Here is a 21,801-nt window from a genome sequence, read left to right as displayed (position 1 = left end):
TCATCTCAATTAATAGATGAAGCTGTGCTTTAAGCCGTTAATTGGCTTATGGCACAGCTTTTTTGCTTTATCCTGATGAAGTTCACAACTTTGCTCTTGTCTGATATACTCTGACAAGATTCTTACGAACACTAAATGGAAAGAGGAAACGACATCATGAACAAGAAAAAACAGCGTAATCGCCAAGACCCTCATCCGCTTCTGACCTTTATTAATGATTATGTCAGCATTCTCATTGGTTCGGCAATCGTTGCCATATCATTTAATGTATTTTTATTGCCCAATGAAATAGCGTCAGGGGGAGTAAGTGGAATAAGCACTATTTTAAAAGGGCTGTTTGATTGGACTCCTGCCTTTGTCCAATGGTCGTTTAATATTCCGCTGTTTTTAGCAGGTGTTATTCTATTGGGGAAAAATTTCGGCATTAAAACGGCTGTCGGCACCATATTTTTGCCATTCGTTGTGTATGTCACGGCTTCTTGGGAACCGTGGACGTTAAATCCGCTTCTTGGCGCATTATTTGGCGGCATTATGGTAGGCGCGGGTCTTGGAATCGTCTTTAGAGGCAAAGCTTCAACAGGCGGAACAGATCTAGCAGCTCAAATCATAACGAAATATACAGGATTAACACTTGGAACAAGCGTTGCTTTGATAGATGGATTAATCGTATTGGCAGCTGCAATTGTTTTCGACATCGAAAAAGGTTTGTACGCTTTAGTGGGCCTATATGTAACCACGAAAACCATCGATTTAGTGCAGGTTGGTTTTGGCCGTTCAAAACTTGTCTATATCATCACCAACAAACAAGTGGAAATGCGCGATGCCATCTACGAAGAAATCGATCGTGGTGTAACGAAGTTAACAGCGACCGGTGGCTATACGGAAACGGAAAAACCGATTATTATGGTCGTTGTGCATCAAACTGAATTTACCCGGTTAAAGCAATTAGTGAAAAGTGTCGACTCTTCCGCGTTTGTAATTGTCTCGGATGCAGCAGAAGTACTAGGGGAAGGTTTTAAACGGGCTTAACTTTGGTATACTCTATTATGTATGAATAAATAAGTGAGGAGGAACCATGCATGAAAAAGCAATTAATGGCTTTGCTGTTCGGTTCTGCTTTAGTTCTGGGAGCATGCGGAGGCGGCGGAGATGAAGCTGCGGAGCCGCCTGTTGATTCGCCTGACAGCGCGGGCACAGAAGAAACTTCGGTAGACCCTGAACAAGTGGTACAGCAAAACTGTATTTCCTGCCACGGTGAAAATCTGGAAGGTGCAGGCAATTTCCCACCATTAAATAATGTTGGTTCTCGTTTATCAGAAGAAGAAATTCGCGGCGTTATTGACAATGGCAAGGGTGCGATGCCAGCAGATATCATTGAAGGTGAAGAAGCAGACGCAGTAGCAAAATGGTTATCTGAGAAAAAGTAAACCGGCTGACATAGCCGGTTTTTTTTTTCGTCCGCAAGTATTTAAAGAAGGCTTGATAAAAGAATAAGTTCGAAATACCTATAACTTTTTGAAATTTCAAAAGAAAATAACTTTATTCCTATATAATTTTATATTTCAAAGTCTGAAGCGAATTGATACATAACTGTAATAAAAATATAGGTTTAGGATGTTATAATGAGTCTGCCGGATTTTTTGAAGGAACAGTCAGCTTAGGGAAACTTAATTAATATAGGTGGTTATTAAATGATTCAAATGAAGAATGTCTACAAGAAATATCCGAATGGCATCGTTGCTCTCAACGGTTTGAACGTTGAAATCGAGCAAGGTGAATTCGTATATATAGTAGGTCCGAGTGGAGCAGGAAAGTCGACTTTCATCAAAATGATGTATCGGGAAGAACGTCCTTCTTCCGGACAGATGCTGGTGGATGGCATTGATATTGCTACATTAAAAAACAAAAAAGTTCCTTTGCTTCGCCGTCAAATTGGCGTAGTGTTCCAGGACTTTAAATTGTTGCCGCGACTAAATGTCTATGAGAATGTTGCTTTTGCCCTTGAAGTAATTGAAGAATCGCCTGCCAAGATCCGTGAACGCGTATTGAAAGTGTTGGATTTAGTGGGATTAAAACATAAAGCAAGAATGTTTCCGACGGAATTGTCCGGGGGGGAACAGCAACGGGTTTCAATTGCCCGCTCGATCGTCAACCGGCCAAAAGTGGTTATTGCCGACGAACCGACTGGAAACTTAGATCCCGAAACGTCTTGGGATATTATGAATTTATTTGAACGGATCAATGCAAGCGGAACGACAATTTTAATGGCAACTCATAACCGAGAAATAGTGAATACATTGAGACATCGGGTTATTGCCATTGAAGGCGGATTAATTGTACGAGATGTAGCCGGAGGTGATTACGGCTATGAAGGCTAGAACCATGGGACGCCATTTTCGTGAAAGCATGAAAAGCCTGGGCCGTAACGGCTGGATGACATTTGCATCTGTCAGTGCTGTTACAGTTACATTGCTCCTTGTAGGAGTATTTGTAATGATCATGATGAACTTAAATAAAGTTGCAGATGATTTGGAGAATGACGTTGAAATAAAAGTGTTTGTTTCTCTCGAAGCAGATGAAACAGGGACTAAACATATAGAGCAGATTCTTACTGATATGCCTGGTGTAGAATCAGTTGACTATTCTACAAAAGAAGAAGAATTAACGGATCTGGTCTTGGATTTTGGAGACGAGCTTAGTTTATTCGAACAAAGTAATCCATTATTTAATGTTTTTTATGTAAAAGCGGCTGATCCGCAGCAAACTGAAAAAGTAGCTGCTGAAATAGCAAAAATAGGAAATATCGAAGATGTGGAATACGGGGAAGGCAAAATCGAGAAACTTTTCGATTTCCTGAACACGGGAAGAAATGTAGGTTTGGTTTTGATTCTGGCCTTGCTGTTCACTGCAATGTTCCTCATTTCAAATACAATCCGCATCACAATCGTTGCAAGACGGCGAGAAATTGAAATTATGAAATTAGTGGGCGCGACCAACTGGTTTGTCCGCATACCATTCATCTTAGAAGGCATGTGGCTTGGTTTATTAGGTTCTATTATTCCAATCGGATTAGTTGCCACGTTGTACTACAATGTCACTGAATATATTCAGCCTAAGTTAAGCGGCGAATTGATCCAAATACTTGACTTTACTCCGCTCGTTTACCAAGTGAGTGCCTTGATTTTGGTAATGGGAGTCTTTATCGGTGTTTGGGGAAGCTTTATGTCGATCCGCAAGTTCTTGCGCGTCTAAATATAAATCAACAATAGAGAGATAGAATGAACGTAAATCCGAAAGGGGAACACGAACTTGAACTCGAAGCCAATGTCGAAATGGATGTTGACTGGTTTATCTTCTGTATTAGCATTGTCGGTCTTAGTACCGACAGCTGATGCTGATAAACTAAGTGAACTGGAACAAAAGAAACAAGAAGCACAACAGCAACAAAGCGAATTGAATTCAGGAATTAGCGAAAAAACAAATGCAATGGCTGAAAATCAATCAACTTTGGAAAAAATCATGGCTCAAATCAATGAATTAAACGCAAAGATCAAAGAAACTGAAGCAAAGATTGCCAGCGTTGAAGGCGAGATTGAGCGAACAAAAACGGAAATTGAAGAATTACGGGCTTCGATTGCGGAATTAAAACGTAAAATAGATGAAAGAACAGCTTTGTTGCAAGAACGCGCACGCGCGATTCAATTGAGCGGCGGTTCTGTAGATTACATAGATGTACTGCTTGGCGCTAACAGCTTTGTTGATTTCATTGACCGTTTCTCAGCAGTTAACACTTTAATCGATGCAGACCGCGAAATTATGCGTGAACAAGCGGAAGATAAAAAGCTGTTGGCTGAACAAAAAGCGCAAGTGGAAACAAAACTGGCTGAACAAGAAAAACGCCATGCAGAATTAGAAGGATTAAAAGCATCTCTTGATGGCCAGAAAGCTGAACAAGCTGGTTTAGTGAAAGACCTTCAAGCAGAACAAAAACGTCTGGCAAGTGAAAAAGCGAATTTGGTTCAGCAACGTGAAGAAGCAATTGATGTTACCGCTGAGCTAGAGAAACAAATCATGGATGAACAAGCAAGACTTGCAGAATTGGCAAGAAAAGCGGAAGAAGAGCGCCAACGCAAATTAGCGGCTGAAAGAGCAGCTCAGGAAAAAGCGGCAGCGGAAGCAGCAGCTCGCCAAGCGGCAGAAGAACGTGCAGCGGCGGAAGCAGCAGCTCAGGAAAAAGCGAATGCGAATGCAAATGCAAGTGCGAAATCGTCCAGCTCTTCATCATCCAGAGCTGCAGCAGCACCAAAACCGGCTGCTTCTTATACACCGCCGGCAGTGAAGCAAACTGTAAGTTCTAACTTTATCCGTCCGACATCTGGCCGTTATACGTCTAAATTCGGATGGCGCGATATTGGTGCTGGCCAAGAATTCCACCAAGGCGTAGATATCGCTAATGGAGTCGGAACAAATGTCGTAGCCGCAGCAGGCGGATATATTTCTTATGCAGGATCAATGGGTGGTTACGGAAATGTAGTGATCGTGACCCACTCGATCAATGGACAGACACATGCAACTGTTTATGCCCATTTAAGCTCTATCGGCGTATCTGTAGGCCAGTCGGTCTCTCAAGGACAAAGCGTAGGGAAAATGGGGAATACAGGCCGTTCATTCGGATCTCACCTGCATTTTGAAATTCATGTAGGACCATGGAATGGTGCACGTACAAACGCAGTAAACCCTGCTAATTATATTGCTCTATAAAAATTTTCGGCCGGCATCGTTAGCGATGCCGGCTGTTTTTATTCCCTTGAAGTTCACGTCTATGTAATTCATTGGTGATACTAGCCTTCACATAAAAGCCAATTTTAACTGGACTCTGCAGTGGAATAGTGGATGCGTTTTGTCGTATGATGAAGTTTGAATGAGGTGAGTGTGGAATGTCAAAAAAGTTATTCGGCTTATTGTTGATTGCTGCAATGATTGGCATCGTCGTAGCCGGTATTGTAAAGAATAATATTGAAAATACATCTGAATTTGATAATATTGCTTTAGGCAGTGATGTGGAATTTTTGGCTACGGATGAGGGTTTGGCCAAAGGGAAAGTTGCTCCTGATTTTGAACTCACCACTTTAGACGGTGAAGTTGTTAAATTATCGGATTATGAAGGGAAAAAAGTGATTTTAAATTTCTGGGCGACCTGGTGTCCGCCATGCCGTGCAGAAATGCCACATATGCAAAAGTATAATGAAGAGCAAGCGAAGGATGAAAACGTTGAAATTCTGGCGGTCAATTTGACGACAGAAGACCGGGGCATTGATAAGGTGAAAACGTTTGTCCATGACTATGGTTTGACTTTTTCGATTCCGATGGATTTAGAGGGTGAAATCGGAGCTTCTTACCAAGCGGTTACCATTCCCACTAGTTATATGATTGATACAAAGGGAAGAGTGCAGAACAAAATTGTAGGGCCGATGGATGAAACAATGATAGAGAACATGGTTTCCAATTTGGAATAAGGGGCTGAAATGATGGAAATGATTGAAACGAAAGCTGTACATACTGCAGCACTAGAAGAACGAACGATTAAACCGAAAGTAATGCCGCTATATCAAACCTCCGCTTTTTCTTTTTCTTCACTCGAAGAGCTGGAAGGGTATTATGAAGGCAATGGTACTTATCTGTATTCCCGTACCGCAAATCCTAATACGGACGCTCTAGGGCAAACGGTTGCTACGATGGAAGGCGCACCTCGCGGAGTGGCGGCTTCATCCGGAATGGCAGCTATTCTGGCTGGCATCTTGTCAGTCGTAAAAGCTGGCGATCATGTTTTAGCAGCTGAAGATGTATACGGTGGTACATTTCATCTATTAAAAGATGAATTAACCCGAATGGGCATACAAGTTCATTTTGCTGATTTTGCACATATCAATGAAATCGAACAAATATTGATCGATTATCCAGAAGTCAAACTGATTTTCAGTGAATCGATCACCAATCCTTTTTTGAGAGTGGAAGATATCGCCGTTCTCGCTCAATTGAAAAAACATTATGGAGTTAATGTCATGATTGATAATACGTTTGCCACTCCCTATACAATGAATCCGTATAAATTGGGAGCAGATTTAGTGGCCCATAGTGCAACAAAGTATTTAGGCGGCCATAGCGATGTAACAGCGGGGGTGCTGGTAGGCGATGCAGCGCTGATTGCCAATGCAGAAGACCGCATTGTAAACCTGGGGATGAATCTGAGCCCTTTTGAAGCCTGGCTTACCCTTCGGGGGATTAAGACGCTTGCAGTTCGCATGAAAACGCAAACTGAAAATGCAAAAGCGATTGCAGCATTCTTGGAAGATAAAGTCCAAGTTTGGTATCCGGGGAAAGGTGCAATTGTAACGTTTGCTTTACCCGAAACTGCAGATGTTTCTAAGTTCTTTTCATCGCTGGGATGGATTAAAATCGTACCAACATTAGCGGGAGTTGAAACCACAGTTTCTTATCCTTATGGAACTTCCCACCGTGCGTTGTCAGATGAAGAAAAAACGAAAATTGGCGTGACAAAGCAAGTGATCCGTTTGTCTGCTGGCATAGAGGGAACAGAAGATATTTTGGCGCAATTAGATGCCGCCTTCGTTTAACTTAAAAAGAAGTGCAGAGTGGGCTACTTCTTTGGTACAATGGTAAGAAACGTCAGTTGCCAGTGATAGGATGGTGTGAAAAAAAGTGATAATGACCGCGTTACTAGATATAGGCAGATTTTTTATTAACCCGCTTTTATACATAGCACTGTTAGCCGCAGTTTTTCTAGGGTATATTCGGGTAAAGCGTGAGCGAAAAATGTTCCGTACGCGGATCGTATGGGGTTGGACGGAATTATCGGGTTTCCTGAAAGATGGTTTGAAATATGCTTTGATTTTTTCGTTGATCTTTGCTGGTGCCGGCCTAGTCGTTCCTTTAGAATGGTTAGTTGCCTTGAGCATCGTGAGCATAATTATGGTGATTTCAGGATTTTATCAAGTGGGGTCGTTTATTTATTTAGCGGCAGCTGCGGTAGCAGTCGGTTGGCTATTCCGTTTTAATGAATGGTCGGTCAACCTGGGATTCATCGATTATGATGGCTATTTTGTTGAATGGGAATGGCTATTGCCGGTAGCCCTCCTGGCAGGCGCTTTTGTTATTGCAGAAGGTCTGATGATCAGTAAAAATGGAGCTCCTTCAGCTTCTCCGAGGCTGCAAAAGTCTCCGCGGGGATTGACTGCTGCTGCATATGATTCTAAGCGGTTGTGGCTTATTCCGGTTTTACTGGTAGTGCCGGGTTCCTTAGTAGAAGCAGTGGCTCCATATTGGCCGCAGCTTCCAATTGGACAAAGCTCTTTCTCATTTATTTTATTCCCTTTTGTTTTTGGATTTCAAAACCGCGCTCGAAAAACCTTGCCGGTTTATCTATATCCCGCTATCGGCAAAATGACCTGGAAACTGGGTATTGGAATAACCCTATTGGCGTTAGTGTCGCTGCTATGGGAGCCGATGGCTGTTATCGCACTTCTATTGGGCGCTGTTGGCCGTCTGGCAATTACCGTATACTATGAGACTAAAGAACGGCAAGGAAACCACGTAGTAACACCGCAATCCCAAGGGGTCATGATTGTCGATGTGCTGCCGGATTCGCCAGCACACAAAATGGGTCTGGTGCGCGGGGAAGTGATTCGCAAAGTGAATGGCTTGTCTGTCTCAAACGAATCGGAATTATATGAAGCGATTCAAGTAAATGCAGCACATTGCCGGTTGGAAGTCCTCGACCACAGCCGTGAAGTGAGACTTCGCCAGCATGTAATTTTTCGGCATGATCATCACCGATTAGGGTTGATTGTTGTCAACTGAGGAGTTTATTATAAATGGAATCGATGTTCACGAAATTTATATTGTCGCTGCTGCTGCCGGGAATGTTTGTTATTTTATTCACGAGAGTCACGTTTAATCATATTGTTGGTTTGATTTTAACGGTCGCACTGATAGCAGCGGCAGTTTATGCAGGGTACACCAATACTTGGTTTTTATATGCCGTGAATGCCGCTTCTTTAACTTTAGGGTTTTGGTACGCTTCCAATATGTATAACCGCTCAAAAAAGGCCGGAACTCATGAAGATGAGTGACGGCCTTTTTCTTTTTTCTTTGGGGCGGTGATCATAGGAAAAACAAGCTATAAATTGCTAAGACTGCAATAGAGCCTAATACAACAATCATCACATTTGCTCCTAAAAAAGCGAAGCCAAAAGCTGCAGCGGCCCCTAACACGCCAAACCAAACATTTTCTTCCTGAATGAAAAATATGGCGGGGAAAATAAGCGCACCAAGAACCGCGTAAGGAATGTTTTTAAGAACGTTTTGGACAGCGACAGGAAGTTCCCGCCCTTCTAAAAATGTCAGCGGAATAGCGCGCGGAATATAGGTGACTGCCGCCATTCCAAAAATCATCCACCAGAACCAAGAACCCATTAAGCTTTCCTCGCTTTCGGGGAAATAAATTCAATAAATACTGCAGAAGCAAGTGTGGATACCAAGATTGCCCATCCCGTTGACAACCAGCCAGTAAAATAGAAAAGCGAATTGATGATGCCAGCAATCGCTGCAAGACTCATCACTTTCCGGTTACCCCGCATCGAAGGAACGAGCAGCCCGACAAACATGGCATATAAGGCGATTCCCATTGAAGCTTGAAGAAACTGCGGCAGGTTAGCACCGATTAAATGTCCGATTGCAGTGAAAACCACCCAGCTGCCATAGGAAATGACAATGACTCCAGCAGCAAAGGATGTCCGCAGCCTTCCGCCTTTTTGTGTAGCTAACACTGAAAACGATTCATCTGTAATTCCAAAAGCGTAAAGAGCCTTTTTCCAAATGGCATCCGGCTGCATCTTTTCGTTCAGTGCGGCCGTCATTAAGAAGTGGCGGATATTCACAACAAATGTATTCACCACAATAACGATGGGAGAGACACCGGCAGCAATCAGCGATAAAGAGATGTATTGTGCAGCCCCAGCAAAAACAAAAATACTCATTGCAGTCGCTTCAATTATAGAAAGGCCGGTAGTTTTGGCAAGAAGCCCGAATGTCAAAGCAATCGGAAAATAACCGATTGCTATACTGATCCCGGCTTTTAAACCGGCTGAAAAACCACGTGCATCCATCTGACTCGCCCCTTATGTATAAGTATTACTCATTTTCCAAATGAGTAGAAAGAGTGTAAAGTAATTAATATAGCATATCAAATACTATTCAATTTTTGAAGGCAGTTTTATAAAGTTGTATTTAATTCCAGTATTTTCTATTAAAATAATTAAGTTGGGCTAAAGAGTTGTATTTTCATATTCCGTCTCACCTGTAGAGGCGCCTTGCTGAATAGGCTTTCCAGAAAAGATAAATCATTGAGATTGCTGTTTTAATGTTTGCTCCCTTAGACCTGAAGCAAAACAACTTAGACAACCGTGGCAAGTGAAGCTGTTTTGCGGGAAATTTATGGTTAATGAATAATGGATAGTGAATAATAACAAAGAGCCGATAACTTAAAATCTACAAAACTTAGAGGATGAAACACATGTCAGATTTTTTTTCCATGGAAAATATAATTGAATTGACGCAGTCATATCGGGCATTTGGACCGCTTATCGGCTTTTTGCTGCCGTTTATTGAAGCGTTCCTGCCATTTTTGCCTTTGTTTGTCTTTGTATTTGCCAATGCAACAGCTTATGGCTTGTGGATCGGGTTTCTTTTATCCTGGGGAGGAACAGTCATTGGAGCTTATGCTGTTTTTCTAGTTGTCCGGAAATATGGACGTGCCCGTTTCATGAACTTTATGACGAAACACGATAAGATTGAGAAATTGATCCATTGGGTGGAACGCAATGGTTTTGGTCCGCTGTTTCTGCTGCTCTGTTTTCCTTTCACTCCATCTGCCCTCGTCAATGTAGTAGCGGGATTATCAAATATCAGCAGGCATTATTATTTATTGACAGTTATGGCAGGTAAGTTCGTTATGGTCTTTATGATTTCATTTGTCGGCTATGATATAAAAGCTTTATTTACACAGCCTGTCCGAACGGCAATAGTCATAGTAGTTATTGTCCTGCTTTACATAGTAGGGAAAGTTTTGGAAAAAAGGCTCAACAAACGAGTAGAAGCGGACTTTCGGAGAGCAAGCGAAGAACGCAAAAAAGAAAGTCTATAAACTGCTTATAAAGTGGAAACCATGACTTAATTCTTATATAATAAGAACAAACGTTCTATCTGAAAGGGAGTGATATTGTGTCATTGCGAATTGTATATGGGCGGGCTGGTTCAGGGAAAACCCGGTTTATCCAAGAAGAGATTGCAGAGGAATTGAAACGCAGCAGAGATGGCAATCCGATATTTTTGATTGTGCCGGATCAGATGTCGTTTTCAACAGAATATCGGCTTTCTTCTGCTTATGGCATGAGCGGAATGATCCGTGCCCAAGCTGCTACATTCAAGCGTTTGGCTTGGCGTGTCTTGCAGGAAGTTGGCGGAATCAGCCGGAAAGAAGTGGATACATTCGGGTATCGCATGCTGATTCGCAGTTTACTGGAAGAGCATAGGGAAGATTTTCAATTGTTCCGGAGAGCAGCTGGAAAAAGAGGGTTTACTGACCAGATTGAACAGTTAGTGAAAGAGTTTGCCAGGTATTGTGTCGATTGTGGAGAATTGACAACAATCCGGGCTTCTTTGGCATCCGCTGGAGCTCCGCGGACTTTACTTGATAAAGCCGCAGATCTGGAACTCATCCTGAATGAATTGGAAAGCCGGCTCGGAAAAGTTTTTGTGGACTCTGAAGGCCATTTGGCTATGTTGTCCGAAAAAATCAAATTTTCTGAGACGATCAAATCCGCTGATATTTACATTGATGGCTTTTTTGCATTTACTGCACGTGAATATGAAATCATCTCTGAATTGATGAAGTACGCTAAGAACGTAACAATTGTCCTTCCTCTGGACAATAGGACTGATGCGCGGGATGAACAGGCGATCTTCTACCAGGCAGCCAATACTGCCGAGCGCATTTCCGAGCAAGCTAGAAAAAAAGGAGTGGATATCGACCAGCCGGTGTATATGGGCATGCAGCAGCGTTTCAACAAGGCCGAACTTGCGCATCTTGAAGAACACTTCGATGACTATCCGTTGGCAACTTCGGTATCAAGCGGCGCCATCTCTTTAGTCGAAGCTTCCAACCGGAGAGCGGAAGTGCACGCGATGGCGCGCTCCATTCGCCAGCAGGCACGGGAAGGCATGCGCTACAAGGATATCGCCATTTTGTACCGGCAGCCTGAAGTGTACGATGAACTCATCAATACAATCTTTCCGCAATACGATATCCCTTATTTCATCAGCCGCAAAAAATCGATGCTGCACCATCCGCTGATTGAATTCAGCCGGTCGGTGCTGGAAGCCGTATTGTCCAATTATTCCTACGAGCCGGTATTCCGTGCTGTTAAAACTGATTTATTTTTCCCGGAAGGCAGTGTATCGAAATGGCGGGAACGCAGTGACCTTCTCGAGAATTTCATCATTGCCAATGGAATCTATGGCGAACGCTGGTTTGAAGAAAAGCGATGGTTCTATAAAAAATACCGGGGCTTGGAGTTCCATACTGGCATCCAGACAGACGAAGAATTGGCTGCACAGATGGAGCTGCACGCTGTCCGCGATTTGATTCGAGGACCGCTTTCAGAATTGAAGGATAAACTGGATGAGTGTTCAACGGGCAGAGAAATTGCAGAAGCCCTTTATGTATTCATGGAACAAATGAATGTATACGGGAAACTGCAATCATTAAAAGAGCGGGAAGAATCAGAGCACCGCTTGCTGGCTGCAACAGAGCATGAACAAGCCTGGAAACAATGGATTGATGTGCTGGATCAATTTGTGCTTATGTTCGGGGATAAGGAAGTCGAACTCGGCACGGCAGTTAAAATTTTGGATGAAGGGTTTGAAACCCTGGAGTTTTCACGCATTCCGCCTTCTCTTGACCAAATAACAGTGTCTAAAATTGATTTAGCGCGGCTTATGGATATCAAGTCAGTATTTGTCATTGGAGTGAATGATGGCGTTCTGCCTCAACGCGTGGAGCAGGAAGGGCTGCTGACCGATACGGAACGGGAATGGTTTGCAACAATTGGCATTGAACTGGCTCCGACTTCAAAAATGCGCCTGATGGATGAAACTTATACGGCTTATCGTACTTTCACTGCATCGTCAGATTTTTTGACCGTCTCTTACCCGATTGCAGATGAAGAAGGAAAAGCGCTGATGCCGTCGTTATACATCCAGAAGATTAAAGATATGTTCAATCTGGAAATGACACCGGCAGTGATTGATCCTGAAGAATTGAAAAACGCTTCTCCACTGCCTTATATATCACATCCTCGTGCCAGCCTGTCGTATTTGACGTCTCAGCTGCGTGCAGGGGAGCTCGCGCCGGAATGGCGGGCAGTACTTTCATATTACCGGGAAGACCCATTTTGGGCGTCTGTGGTCGAACGGATAGTAGAGCCGATTAAACCGAATGTGGCAGATCAATTGCGTGAAGAGATTGCAGAACCGCTGTATGGATTGCCGGTTTCTTCAAGCGTCTCCCGGGTTGAAACTTATTTCAGCTGTCCATTTGCCCAATATGTTTCATATGGATTACGGCTGGAAGAGCGGGACCAATACAAGTTGGCTGCTCCAGCAATGGGGGATTTGTTTCATGCAGCGATAAAGTGGATTTCAGATGAAGTAAGCCGGCTCGGTGTTTCTTGGTCTTCCTTAAGCCGAAAACAATGCCAGCAATTGGCCAAAGGCGCCATTGAACAGTTGTCGCCTTATTTCGTTAATCATATTCTTATCAGTTCACACCGTTACCGGTATATTCAGCATAAATTGGAAGGCATTATCCGCCAAACAGCCTTTATGCTCAGCAGACATGCCAAAGTCACCGGATTTTCTCCTGTGGCGTTGGATGTGGGATTTGGTGGAGCGGAAGCGATTCCTCCACTTGATATTGCCTTAAAGCGCGGCCGTAAAATGAATGTGCGTGGCCGCATCGACCGCATTGACTCTACTGAAATCAATGGCAAGCCGTATATTCGGGTTGTAGACTATAAGTCTTCAAAACAAGGTTTGGATCTCGGTGAAGTTTATCATGGGCTGTCTTTGCAGACCTTCACATATCTGGATGTTGCATTGACTCATTCGGACCGTTGGCTTGGCACTCAAGCGGAACCGGCTGGGGTCCTGTATTTCCATATGCATAATCCGATGCTGAAGCTGTCAAAGCTGATGACCGCGGACGAAATTGAAGAAGAAGTTGCCAAATCGTTTAAAATGAACGGCTTAATTGTAGAAGATCCTGACGTTATTTATGCCATGGACAGCGAAATTGAAGGCTTTTCAAATGTCATTCCAGTCAGAATGAATAAGAAAGGCGAAATTTCAAAATCGCAATCTAAAACGGTACAACGAGAAGACATGGAAATGATTCGCCATTTTGTCCGAAACAAACACCAAAAGGCCGGCAATGGCATTTTGGATGGCGATACCCAAATCACACCTTATAAAGTGAAAGAAGACACACCGTGCCAATTCTGTTCCTACCGTTCCATTTGCCAATTTGATCCGTCAGATCCGGAACAGCATTACCGAAAACTGCCGGATTTAAGCAGTGAAAAAGCAATAGAATTGATTCGAAAGGAGACTGCAAGCGATGATTCCGATAAAACCGACTGAGGCTACTTGGACAGACGAACAGTGGCAAGCAATTTGGGCTAAGGGCCAGGATATGCTTGTTTCCGCTGCCGCAGGATCAGGGAAGACGGCTGTCTTGATCAATCGGATGATTGAAAAAGTGCTGGCTGAAAAAGATCCGATATCAGTGGATGAACTGCTTGTCGTTACTTTCACCAACGCTTCCGCGGCTGAAATGCGCCTTCGGATGTTAAAGGCTCTGGAGACAGCCGTGGCTGAAAATCCTGAATCCCAGCATTTGCGCAGGCAATTGCGGCTGATCAACAAAGCACAAATTTCCACGCTGCATTCATTTTGTCTGCAAGTGGTTAAACAATATGCTTATTTATTGGAGATAGATCCGGGCTTCCGGATTGCCAATGAAACAGAGGCAGCTTTACTGCGGGATGATGTGCTTGAAGCCGTATTGGAATCAGCATACGAAGGAGATAAAGCGGATGCCGTATACCGGCTTGCTGACAGTTTTACGTCTGACCGGAATGACCAGGCGATGGAAGTGCTGTTGAACAAATTATATGATTATTCACGGGTCCACCCGGATCCTGAACGCTGGCTTGAACAAGTGCCAGCACTATACGCAGTGCCAGAAGGAGCTTCGGTGGATGATTTGCCTTTTATCGGCGAATTGAAGATGACGATCCGTCATGCTTTTGAAGAAGCTTTGCATCTGGCGTCCGAAGGGAACGAATTGGCCAATCAGCCAGAGGGCCCATACTTGCTCAGTGAAACATTTGAATTGGATATGGACTTGATTCGAACAGCGATTTATTCATTAGAAGAGTCATGGGACAGCCTGTATGCCTTCTCAAAAGGGTTCAGCTGGGCGAAAGCCGCTACAATCCGCAAAGATTCCTGTGACCCTCAGCTCGCTGAAGAAGCAAAAGCGAGACGCAATGACGTTAAAAAAATCGTCAACAATGTCTTTGAAGCTTACTTTACACGCACGCCAAAACGTTTGCTTGATGAGATGCGTGAAATGGCACCATTGATGAAAACGCTGGTTGAATTGACGAAAGTCTTCGCTAACCAGTATAAAGCGCTAAAAATTGAAAGAGCAATTGTCGATTTCTCGGATTTAGAGCATTATGCTCTTCAAATTTTGAGTGAAGAAGGCAAACCCTCAGCAATTGCAAAAGATTATCAGAACCAGTTTAAAGAAGTGCTGGTGGATGAATATCAAGACACTAATATGCTTCAGGAAACAATTCTTTCTTTAGTGAAATCCGGTGGAGAAAAAGACGGGAATTTATTTATGGTGGGCGATGTGAAACAGTCGATTTACCGTTTCCGGCTTGCTGAACCGATGCTGTTTCTCGGGAAATACAGCCGCTTTACGAAAGAGGCGGAAAATACGGGTCTGCGGATTGACTTGAATGCCAATTTCAGAAGCCGGAAAGAAATTCTGGACGGCACCAACTATATTTTCGCTCAAATCATGGGTGAACGTGTTGGAGAAATCAATTACGACGAAGCAGCCGCTCTAAAAACGAAAGCTCCATATCCTGAACAGGATATACCTATTGAACTGACCTTGATCCATGAACCGGAAAGCGAAGAAGAACCGGAAGAAGATTTGGCTAAATCGCAATGGGAGGCCCGTTATATTGCTGAGAAAATCCGTGAATTGATGGAGAAGGAGACACTTGTTTACGATCCATGGAAAAACGGGCAACGCAAAATGGAATATAGCGATATTGTCGTATTGATGCGTTCAATGACTTGGTCAGGGGATTTTGCCGATGAGTTCAAGAAGGCAGGCATTCCATTGTATGCAGAATTGACAGGCGGTTATTTTGATGCCCTTGAAGTGATGATCATGCTTAACACTTTGCGTATCATAGACAACCCTTATCAAGACATTCCGCTCGTATCTGTACTAAGGGCTCCATTTATCGGCCTTAAGGAAAATGAATTGGCGGAAATCCGTCTGGCGGCACCGCAAGCTTCATTTTATGAAGCAGTCAAGACATTCATCCAAGACGGATCAGGCATCGATCCGGCAGCAGCAGAAAAGCTGCGCCGTTTTATGCTGCATTTAGAGGATTGGCGGAATTTGGCACGCCGGGGCTCGCTTGCTGACCTGATTTGGCAGGTGTATTTAGATACCAATTATTACGAAATGGCTGGAGCGATGTCGAACGGCAAGCAGCGCCAAGCGAATTTGCGCGCGTTGCACGACCGGGCATTGGAATATGAGAAAACATCGTTCCGCGGCTTGTTCCGCTTCCTTCGCTTCATCGATCGGATGCGGGACAGAGGTGACGATCTGGGCACTGCCAAATCACTGAGTGAAAAGGAAAATGTTGTCCGGTTAATGACCGTCCACAAGTCGAAAGGGCTGGAATTTCCAGTGGTCTTTTTTGCAGGGACTGGCCGTTCATTCAATGAAATGGATTTCCATAAGCCTTATTTATTTGATCAGGATTATGGATTGGCTGTAAAAGCGGTGAATCCAGATACTCGTTTGGAATATACATCCTTGCCATTTTTAGCGGTAAAAGAAATGAAGCAGCTTCAGATGAAGGCAGAGGAAATGCGTGTATTGTATGTTGCGATGACTAGGGCGAAAGAGCGCCTTTATCTGACGGCATCTGTCAAAGACATTGAGCGCTTAATCGAGAAATGGAAAGTGAATTCACCGGCTGTCTTGCTTCCGGATTATATGCGGTCGCGGGCAAAAGGCTATCTGGACTGGATCGGTCCAGCTGTTTCACGCCATCCGGATGCCGCAGAGATTATACAGGGAAATAGCAGTTCCTTGCCGCATGCTTCCAGATTTCACATCCGGATTGTTGAGTCTACTTCATTGCTGCCAGCTTCTATTGACGTCGAGGAGTTGCTCCGGCCGCATGAAGGAGAAGAAGACTATACAGAAGAAGTGGCAAGCCGTTTTGATTTCCGTTACCCTTATCAGAATGCAGTCGATAAAAGATCCAAGCAATCCGTTTCAGAGATGAAACGCTTGCAGATGCTGCAGCGGCTGAATGAACCTGAATCGTTCATTCAAGCTAATGCGCCATTGCGGCGCACATTAATTCACCGGCCAGATTTTATGCAAGATAAAAGCTTGTCGGCTGCTGACATCGGAACTGCTGTCCATGCCGTTATGCAGCATATCCCATTAGACAAAAAGATGGCAGCCCCTGAAATCAAAGAATTTGTTGAAACACTGGTGGGCATGGAAATTTTATCGCCGGAAGAAGGGAAGGCGGTCAATATAAATGACATTGAACTTTTTTTCGGCAGTGATTTAGCAGAGCGCTTATCAAATTCAAAAAATATCAAAAGGGAAGTTCCTTTTACGTATTCAAAAGAAGATTTGGAAGGGGACCGCCAAATTATTCAAGGGATTGTGGACTGTATTTTTGAAGAAGAAGATGGCTGGGTCTTGCTCGATTACAAAACGGATAAAATCGGCCAGATGCCAAATATTGACCAAGAAATGGCTGCTAGGTACGGCGTTCAGTTAGCAGTTTATCAAGAAGCGGTGGAAGCGATCTTGCAAATTCCGATCAAAGAACGCCTTTTATACTTGTTTGCCGCAAAGCAGACAGTGAAAATTTAGGAGGATTTTTGTGAAATTACAACCCGTAGCTTTAAATGAACGTGTAGAAGCAATTGATTTGATGAGAGGCTTTTCGCTTTTGGGAATTCTGCTCATCAATATGCTGGCGTTCCATTCACCGTTTTCATATATCGATCCTTATACGTGGTTTGACGGTCCGTCAGATACCGTAGTATTCGGATTTATCGATATCTTTATTCAAGGCAGCTTTTATCCGTTATTTTCTATGTTATTCGGGTATGGTTTAGCAATGCAGTACATGAAAGCCCAAAAAAGACAGCAGCCCTTTCTGCCCGTAGCAAGCAAACGGCTGTTGATCCTTCTCGGCTTCGGTATTATCCATGCATTTCTGATTTGGTATGGTGATATTTTAATTACGTATGCTATTACAGGATTTTTCCTGCTGGCTTTTCTTCGCCTGAAGCCAGCATGGCTTTTGGCCATTGGAGCTGCCATCTATATTATTCCGCATGCTTTTCTATTAGGTTTGATGTTTATTGCGGTTTCAATTGATCCAAATATCTATACAGGCATGCAAGCGGTGCAAAGTTCCCTTGCAGCTTATCCGACAGGGACTTTTGCTGATATTTTCAGCCAGCGTTTTTCTGATTGGATGCATAGCAATAATCCAAGCGGTTACCTTTATTTGATTATAACTATCTTGCCATTTTTGATGGTTGGTGCTGCAGCGGCAAAAGTCCGATTGATTGAACGCGCCAGCGAGTTTCGGAAGGGATGGGTCAGCTTAGCGGCTGTTGCGCTTATTATCGGATTATTATTAAAAGCGACGCCGCTTTTGATTGATAATAATTATGCTTTTAGATACCTGCAGGATATCTTCGGGGGGCCGCTTGTGGCAATCGGCTATGCTGCACTAATCGGGCTGATTGCACAGAACCGCCGCATGCGGAAGTTGTTGAGCCCTGTTGCAAAAGCAGGCCGCATGTCGTTGACAACTTATCTAAGCCAATCCGTTATCGCTACTTTTATCTTTTATTCTTATGGGTTAGGCCTATACGGCCAAGTGGATGTCTTAACGGGTACCTGGATCGCTTTAGGGATATTTGCTATCCAGCTGATTTTTGCTGAACTTTGGTTAACAAAATATGCTCAAGGGCCTCTGGAATATTTATCAAGAAGAATGACATACGGAAGAAATTTAGAAAAAAACAACAATTCAAAACGCTGAATGTGTATAATGAATGGAATCATAGAAAAGGAGTGTTTGACGAATGAAGCTGTTATCTTTTCGATTTGAAGGAGAAGAACGTTTTGGACCAAAAGTGAAAAAAGAGGAAGCTGTATGGGACGTTTTAGCAATTCAGAAAGAACTTGAAGTATTGCCATCTTTCCCGGAGCGGCTGATTGAAGGAGTACCACAGGGAATGGAATTTGTAGAACAGATTCGCAAGTTGACCGAAGCTGCGGCAAAATCTGAAAACCCTGGGCAATTCAAACACTCTTTTTCGGATATCGAATGGTTAGCACCTATATCAAGAACTCCAAAGAATATTATTTGCATCGGCAAAAATTATGCGGATCATATAAAAGAAATGGGAGCGGAAGCGCCTGAAGATTTAGTTGTATTTACAAAAACGCCACAGACCATTGCTGCAGATGAACAAACTGTTCCCGTCCATAGTGATTTAACGGACTCCTACGACTATGAAGGGGAATTGGCAGTGGTCATCAGCAAAAAAGGAAAGTCCATTCCAAAACAAATGGCATATGATTATGTCTTTGGCTATACGATTGCCAATGATTTAACTGCACGTGATCTTCAAAGCAAGCATCAGCAGTACTTTTTAGGAAAAAGCCTGGAAGGCTCTTGCCCGATGGGACCTTATCTTGTGACAAAAGATGAAATTCCTCAGGCACAGAATTTATCGATCGTCACGAAAGTAAATGACGAAGTCCGCCAAAATGGCAACACCGGTGATATGATGCGCAGAGTGGATGATCTCATTGCGGAAGTCTCCAAATATATTACTTTGGAGCCGGGAGATGTTATTTTGACTGGAACTCCGGCTGGAGTCGGCAAAGGCTTTAATCCGCCGAAATTCCTGAAAGCTGGAGATACGGTAAAAGTTTCTATCGAATCAATCGGCACGCTCGTCACACATTTGTCATAACGGCAAACATGTCTTTTAGCCTTCCAGTTGTGCTAAACTGGAAAAGACTAAATCAAATGAGGTGACGTTTTGGACTTCTTAACTAATTCTACACATCTACACATTACCACTTGGGTCATCGCAATCGTGCTATTCTTAGTAGCCGCTTTCATGAACCCGGCAAGCAAAGGCCGTAAAATTACGCATATGATTTCGCGTTTGTTTTATGTGTTAACTCTGATTACAGGTCTGGCTTTGTTTATTGAATATTCTTCTTCAGATGCCATGATGTACGGCCTGAAGTTCCTTTTCGGCTTACTGACAATCGGTATGATGGAAATGGTACTGGTTCGTTCGAAAAAACAGAAGCCGGTGACGATGTTCTGGGTGTTATTTGCAGTATTTCTGTTTATCACCATGTTCCTAGGCTTCCTATTGCCGATTGGATTAGATCTGTTTTAAAAAATTGGCGCTTATGGCGCCTTTTTTTTATGCAGTAATACAGATGGGGGATGGGGAGTCTCAAAAGAATCAGAGCTGAGAGAACTGTTCATTTTACCAGTCAGCTATGGAAGTGCAATTTCTTTACTAGATGATACCGTTTGGCGTTTCATGCAAAAACTTTCATTTTTCTGAGGAAATTCACAGATTAGACGAAAGTAGGGCAGGTTGCGGTAGTTTTAAGAATTATACATAGCAGTGATGATGTGATTTTGTTAGAATTAACCGGGTGGAATGCAATAAATACGCCTCATTGAGGGAGGATTTTAGATTGAAAGCAAAATGGATTTTAGGCTTTTTGGCAGGGATGTTAGCAATAAGCCCGATTCAACCGGCTGCAGCTGAAGAAGAGCAGACGATTGAAGATGAGATTATATACGATGTTTTGGTAGACCGGTATTTTAATAAACAGATACAAAATGATTATGAAGTAAACGCTGTAGATCCGGCGGCATTTAATGGCGGAGACTTTGCTGGGATAGCCGATCAGCTGCTTCATGTAAAAGAAATGGGCTTTACTCTTTTATCGATTGGACCAGTTTTCGCATCCGATACATATGATGGAAAAGAAGTGCTGGATTACACTCAGCTTGAGCGTCATTTTGGAACAGAAGAAGAACTGAAAAACCTGATAAAAGAAGTTCATGAGCAAGACATCAAACTTATGGTTGATGTCCCGACCCAAAACGTTAGTAAAGAGCATATCTGGGCAACGGAAAATCCGGAATGGTTCAATGAGAATGAAGACGGTACATTGTCGTTGGATACCGCAAACCCTGAAGCCCAGGATGCATTAATTTTAGCGTTTAGCGAATTCATCAGCCAATACGATGTGGATGGACTGCGCTTGCAGGATGCTGATCAACTGGATAGCGGTTTTATAGAGAAGTTTTCTAAAGCGATGAAAGATATTCGGGATATTTATCTGATAAACGATGTAGAAATGGAGCCTGCGCCTGGATTGGATGCAGTTGTCTTGCCTGGAGGGGAAGAAGTGCTGCGGAACTCTTATAAGCAGTTCGACCAAGATACCTCGAAAATACCAGCTTTACTAGAAGGAAGTAATGGAAACCTGATCCGGATGGATTCGCTCCGCAGTTCACGCTTCATCGCCGATGTAGTGGAAGAAAGAGGTTTTCCGCCGACACGCATGCGCTTAATCCTTACCCAATTATTGACGATGCCGGGCATTCCGGTAGTGCAATATGGTACGGAAACCGTCATGAATGGAGCAACTCTGCCGGAGTCCCATCAACTTCTGAATCTGGCTGTAGATGAAGAAATAATCGATCATATTACAAACTTGACTACCCTTCGCAACTCTTCTCCTGCTCTGCGCAGCGGAGAGACGGAAGTGCTAATGGAGGAAGACGGCTGGTTGGTATATAAACGCTTTAACGATGAAGAAACATGGATTGTTGCTATTAACAATACGTCATCAACAAAAAGCATCAATATACCAGCTGATGTGATTGGCAGTGACAAAGAATTGCAGGGATTATTCGAAAGCGACCGCGTGCGCCAAGAAGCCAATGGCGAGTACCGAATTTCTTTAGATCGGGAAATTGGTGAAACTTTCCATGTTACAGAAGAAACAGGCTTTAATAAGGCTTATATTGCAGCATTGGCCGCGTTATACATCATCTTTATGCTTTTCCTTTTGATTGTATGGAGAAAAGGGAAACAGCGGAAAGCAGACGAAGCTTCCAAAAAGCTTCAATAAGGCAAAAGAAACCAGTACCTCAAGAGGGTAGGTAGTGCACCCCAAAAGTTAGAGTCCAAATCTAACTTTTGGGGTGTTTTTTATATGGCAAAATATAGTGAAGGTTT

Annotated in this window: 18 protein-coding genes; 16 read left to right on the top strand and 2 right to left on the bottom strand. The window is 43.4% G+C overall.

Annotated elements, in window-relative coordinates; all coding sequences use genetic code 11:
- Positions 1-156: 156 nt before the first annotated feature.
- The 9 genes from AC3AQ9_RS17815 to AC3AQ9_RS17775 all read left to right on the top strand — a co-directional run bounded on the left by AC3AQ9_RS17815 (position 157) and on the right by AC3AQ9_RS17775 (position 8,150).
- Positions 157-1,029 (top strand): YitT family protein, encoded by an 873-nt coding sequence (locus AC3AQ9_RS17815; protein ID WP_488308829.1) that lies wholly within the window; start codon positions 157-159, stop codon positions 1,027-1,029.
- Between the two features lie 50 nt (positions 1,030-1,079).
- Positions 1,080-1,427: a cytochrome c551 gene (gene cccB, locus AC3AQ9_RS17810; RefSeq protein ID WP_488308828.1), complete on the top strand. Its 348-nt coding sequence runs from the start codon at positions 1,080-1,082 to the stop codon at positions 1,425-1,427.
- A gap of 264 nt (positions 1,428-1,691) precedes the next feature.
- Complete coding sequence (gene ftsE / locus AC3AQ9_RS17805; protein WP_488308827.1) at positions 1,692-2,378, top strand: cell division ATP-binding protein FtsE; 687 nt, start codon at positions 1,692-1,694, stop codon at positions 2,376-2,378.
- Complete coding sequence (gene ftsX / locus AC3AQ9_RS17800; RefSeq protein WP_488308826.1) at positions 2,368-3,252, top strand: permease-like cell division protein FtsX; 885 nt, start codon at positions 2,368-2,370, stop codon at positions 3,250-3,252. The genes ftsE and ftsX overlap by 11 nt, the downstream gene beginning before the upstream one ends.
- A 72-nt stretch (positions 3,253-3,324) precedes the next feature.
- Positions 3,325-4,761 (top strand): murein hydrolase activator EnvC family protein, encoded by a 1,437-nt coding sequence (locus tag AC3AQ9_RS17795; RefSeq protein WP_488308900.1) that lies wholly within the window; start codon positions 3,325-3,327, stop codon positions 4,759-4,761.
- 176 nt (positions 4,762-4,937) lie between these two features.
- Complete coding sequence (locus AC3AQ9_RS17790) at positions 4,938-5,516, top strand: peroxiredoxin family protein (protein ID WP_488308825.1); 579 nt, start codon at positions 4,938-4,940, stop codon at positions 5,514-5,516.
- Positions 5,517-5,528: 12 nt separating this feature from the next.
- Positions 5,529-6,635 carry a trans-sulfuration enzyme family protein gene (locus AC3AQ9_RS17785; protein WP_488308824.1) on the top strand — a complete coding sequence of 369 codons (1,107 nt, stop codon included), beginning with the start codon at positions 5,529-5,531 and terminating at the stop codon, positions 6,633-6,635.
- 199 nt (positions 6,636-6,834) lie between these two features.
- Positions 6,835-7,878 (top strand): PDZ domain-containing protein, encoded by a 1,044-nt coding sequence (locus AC3AQ9_RS17780; RefSeq protein WP_488308823.1) that lies wholly within the window; start codon positions 6,835-6,837, stop codon positions 7,876-7,878.
- Positions 7,879-7,892: 14 nt separating this feature from the next.
- Entirely contained in the window at positions 7,893-8,150 is a 258-nt protein-coding gene (locus AC3AQ9_RS17775; protein ID WP_488308822.1) for a CsbA family protein, read from the top strand.
- Between the two features lie 31 nt (positions 8,151-8,181).
- Here AC3AQ9_RS17775 and AC3AQ9_RS17770 read toward each other — a convergent pair whose 3' ends face one another.
- Both AC3AQ9_RS17770 and AC3AQ9_RS17765 read right to left on the bottom strand, forming a co-directional pair.
- Entirely contained in the window at positions 8,182-8,493 is a 312-nt protein-coding gene (locus AC3AQ9_RS17770; RefSeq protein WP_488308821.1) for an AzlD domain-containing protein, read from the bottom strand.
- A complete protein-coding gene (locus tag AC3AQ9_RS17765) occupies positions 8,493-9,185 on the bottom strand; it encodes an AzlC family ABC transporter permease (protein WP_488308820.1) in 693 nt (230 codons plus the stop codon). Before AC3AQ9_RS17765 ends, AC3AQ9_RS17770 begins: the two co-directional genes overlap by 1 nt.
- Positions 9,186-9,592: 407 nt before the next feature.
- Between AC3AQ9_RS17765 and AC3AQ9_RS17760 the strand changes: the two genes are divergently transcribed.
- The 7 genes from AC3AQ9_RS17760 (at position 9,593) to AC3AQ9_RS17730 (ending at position 21,694) form a co-directional block, all read left to right on the top strand.
- On the top strand, positions 9,593-10,222 hold the full coding sequence (locus AC3AQ9_RS17760; protein ID WP_488308819.1) for a TVP38/TMEM64 family protein: 630 nt from the start codon (positions 9,593-9,595) through the stop codon (positions 10,220-10,222).
- 77 nt (positions 10,223-10,299) lie between these two features.
- Entirely contained in the window at positions 10,300-13,776 is a 3,477-nt protein-coding gene (gene addB, locus AC3AQ9_RS17755) for a helicase-exonuclease AddAB subunit AddB (RefSeq protein WP_488308818.1), read from the top strand.
- A complete protein-coding gene (addA, locus tag AC3AQ9_RS17750; protein ID WP_488308817.1) occupies positions 13,754-17,359 on the top strand; it encodes a helicase-exonuclease AddAB subunit AddA in 3,606 nt (1,201 codons plus the stop codon). The genes addB and addA overlap by 23 nt, the downstream gene beginning before the upstream one ends.
- A 10-nt stretch (positions 17,360-17,369) precedes the next feature.
- Positions 17,370-18,548, top strand: coding sequence for a DUF418 domain-containing protein (locus AC3AQ9_RS17745; protein WP_488308816.1), 1,179 nt, complete (start codon positions 17,370-17,372; stop codon positions 18,546-18,548).
- A 43-nt stretch (positions 18,549-18,591) separates the two neighbouring features.
- Positions 18,592-19,491, top strand: coding sequence for a fumarylacetoacetate hydrolase family protein (locus tag AC3AQ9_RS17740; RefSeq protein WP_488308815.1), 900 nt, complete (start codon positions 18,592-18,594; stop codon positions 19,489-19,491).
- Between the two features lie 69 nt (positions 19,492-19,560).
- The gene (locus tag AC3AQ9_RS17735) at positions 19,561-19,932 is read left to right on the top strand and encodes a YisL family protein (RefSeq protein ID WP_488308814.1); all 372 of its coding nucleotides are present in this window, start codon (positions 19,561-19,563) and stop codon (positions 19,930-19,932) included.
- Positions 19,933-20,242: 310 nt separating this feature from the next.
- Positions 20,243-21,694, top strand: coding sequence for an alpha-amylase family glycosyl hydrolase (locus tag AC3AQ9_RS17730; protein ID WP_488308813.1), 1,452 nt, complete (start codon positions 20,243-20,245; stop codon positions 21,692-21,694).
- Positions 21,695-21,801 lie beyond the last annotated feature (107 nt).

The sequence above is a fragment of the Planococcus sp. VCh962 genome, assembly GCF_057748275.1.
Note: the sequence above shows the minus strand (reverse complement) of the source record. Positions and strands in the feature narration are given on the sequence as shown.

What these genes read in the sequence shown, in the direction of transcription:
- AC3AQ9_RS17815 (WP_488308829.1), top strand. Translation starts at nt 157, where the DNA reads ATGAACAAGAAAAAACAGCGTAATCGCCAAGACCCTCATCCGCTTCTG.
- cccB (WP_488308828.1), top strand. Translation starts at nt 1,080, where the DNA reads ATGAAAAAGCAATTAATGGCTTTGCTGTTCGGTTCTGCTTTAGTTCTG.
- ftsE (WP_488308827.1), top strand. Translation starts at nt 1,692, where the DNA reads ATGATTCAAATGAAGAATGTCTACAAGAAATATCCGAATGGCATCGTT.
- ftsX (WP_488308826.1), top strand. Translation starts at nt 2,368, where the DNA reads ATGAAGGCTAGAACCATGGGACGCCATTTTCGTGAAAGCATGAAAAGC.
- AC3AQ9_RS17795 (WP_488308900.1), top strand. Translation starts at nt 3,325, where the DNA reads ATGTCGAAATGGATGTTGACTGGTTTATCTTCTGTATTAGCATTGTCG.
- AC3AQ9_RS17790 (WP_488308825.1), top strand. Translation starts at nt 4,938, where the DNA reads ATGTCAAAAAAGTTATTCGGCTTATTGTTGATTGCTGCAATGATTGGC.
- AC3AQ9_RS17785 (WP_488308824.1), top strand. Translation starts at nt 5,529, where the DNA reads ATGGAAATGATTGAAACGAAAGCTGTACATACTGCAGCACTAGAAGAA.
- AC3AQ9_RS17780 (WP_488308823.1), top strand. Translation starts at nt 6,835, where the DNA reads ATGTTCCGTACGCGGATCGTATGGGGTTGGACGGAATTATCGGGTTTC.
- AC3AQ9_RS17775 (WP_488308822.1), top strand. Translation starts at nt 7,893, where the DNA reads ATGGAATCGATGTTCACGAAATTTATATTGTCGCTGCTGCTGCCGGGA.
- AC3AQ9_RS17770 (WP_488308821.1), bottom strand. Translation starts at nt 8,493, where the DNA reads ATGGGTTCTTGGTTCTGGTGGATGATTTTTGGAATGGCGGCAGTCACC.
- AC3AQ9_RS17765 (WP_488308820.1), bottom strand. Translation starts at nt 9,185, where the DNA reads ATGGATGCACGTGGTTTTTCAGCCGGTTTAAAAGCCGGGATCAGTATA.
- AC3AQ9_RS17760 (WP_488308819.1), top strand. Translation starts at nt 9,593, where the DNA reads ATGTCAGATTTTTTTTCCATGGAAAATATAATTGAATTGACGCAGTCA.
- addA (WP_488308817.1), top strand. Translation starts at nt 13,754, where the DNA reads ATGATTCCGATAAAACCGACTGAGGCTACTTGGACAGACGAACAGTGG.
- AC3AQ9_RS17740 (WP_488308815.1), top strand. Translation starts at nt 18,592, where the DNA reads ATGAAGCTGTTATCTTTTCGATTTGAAGGAGAAGAACGTTTTGGACCA.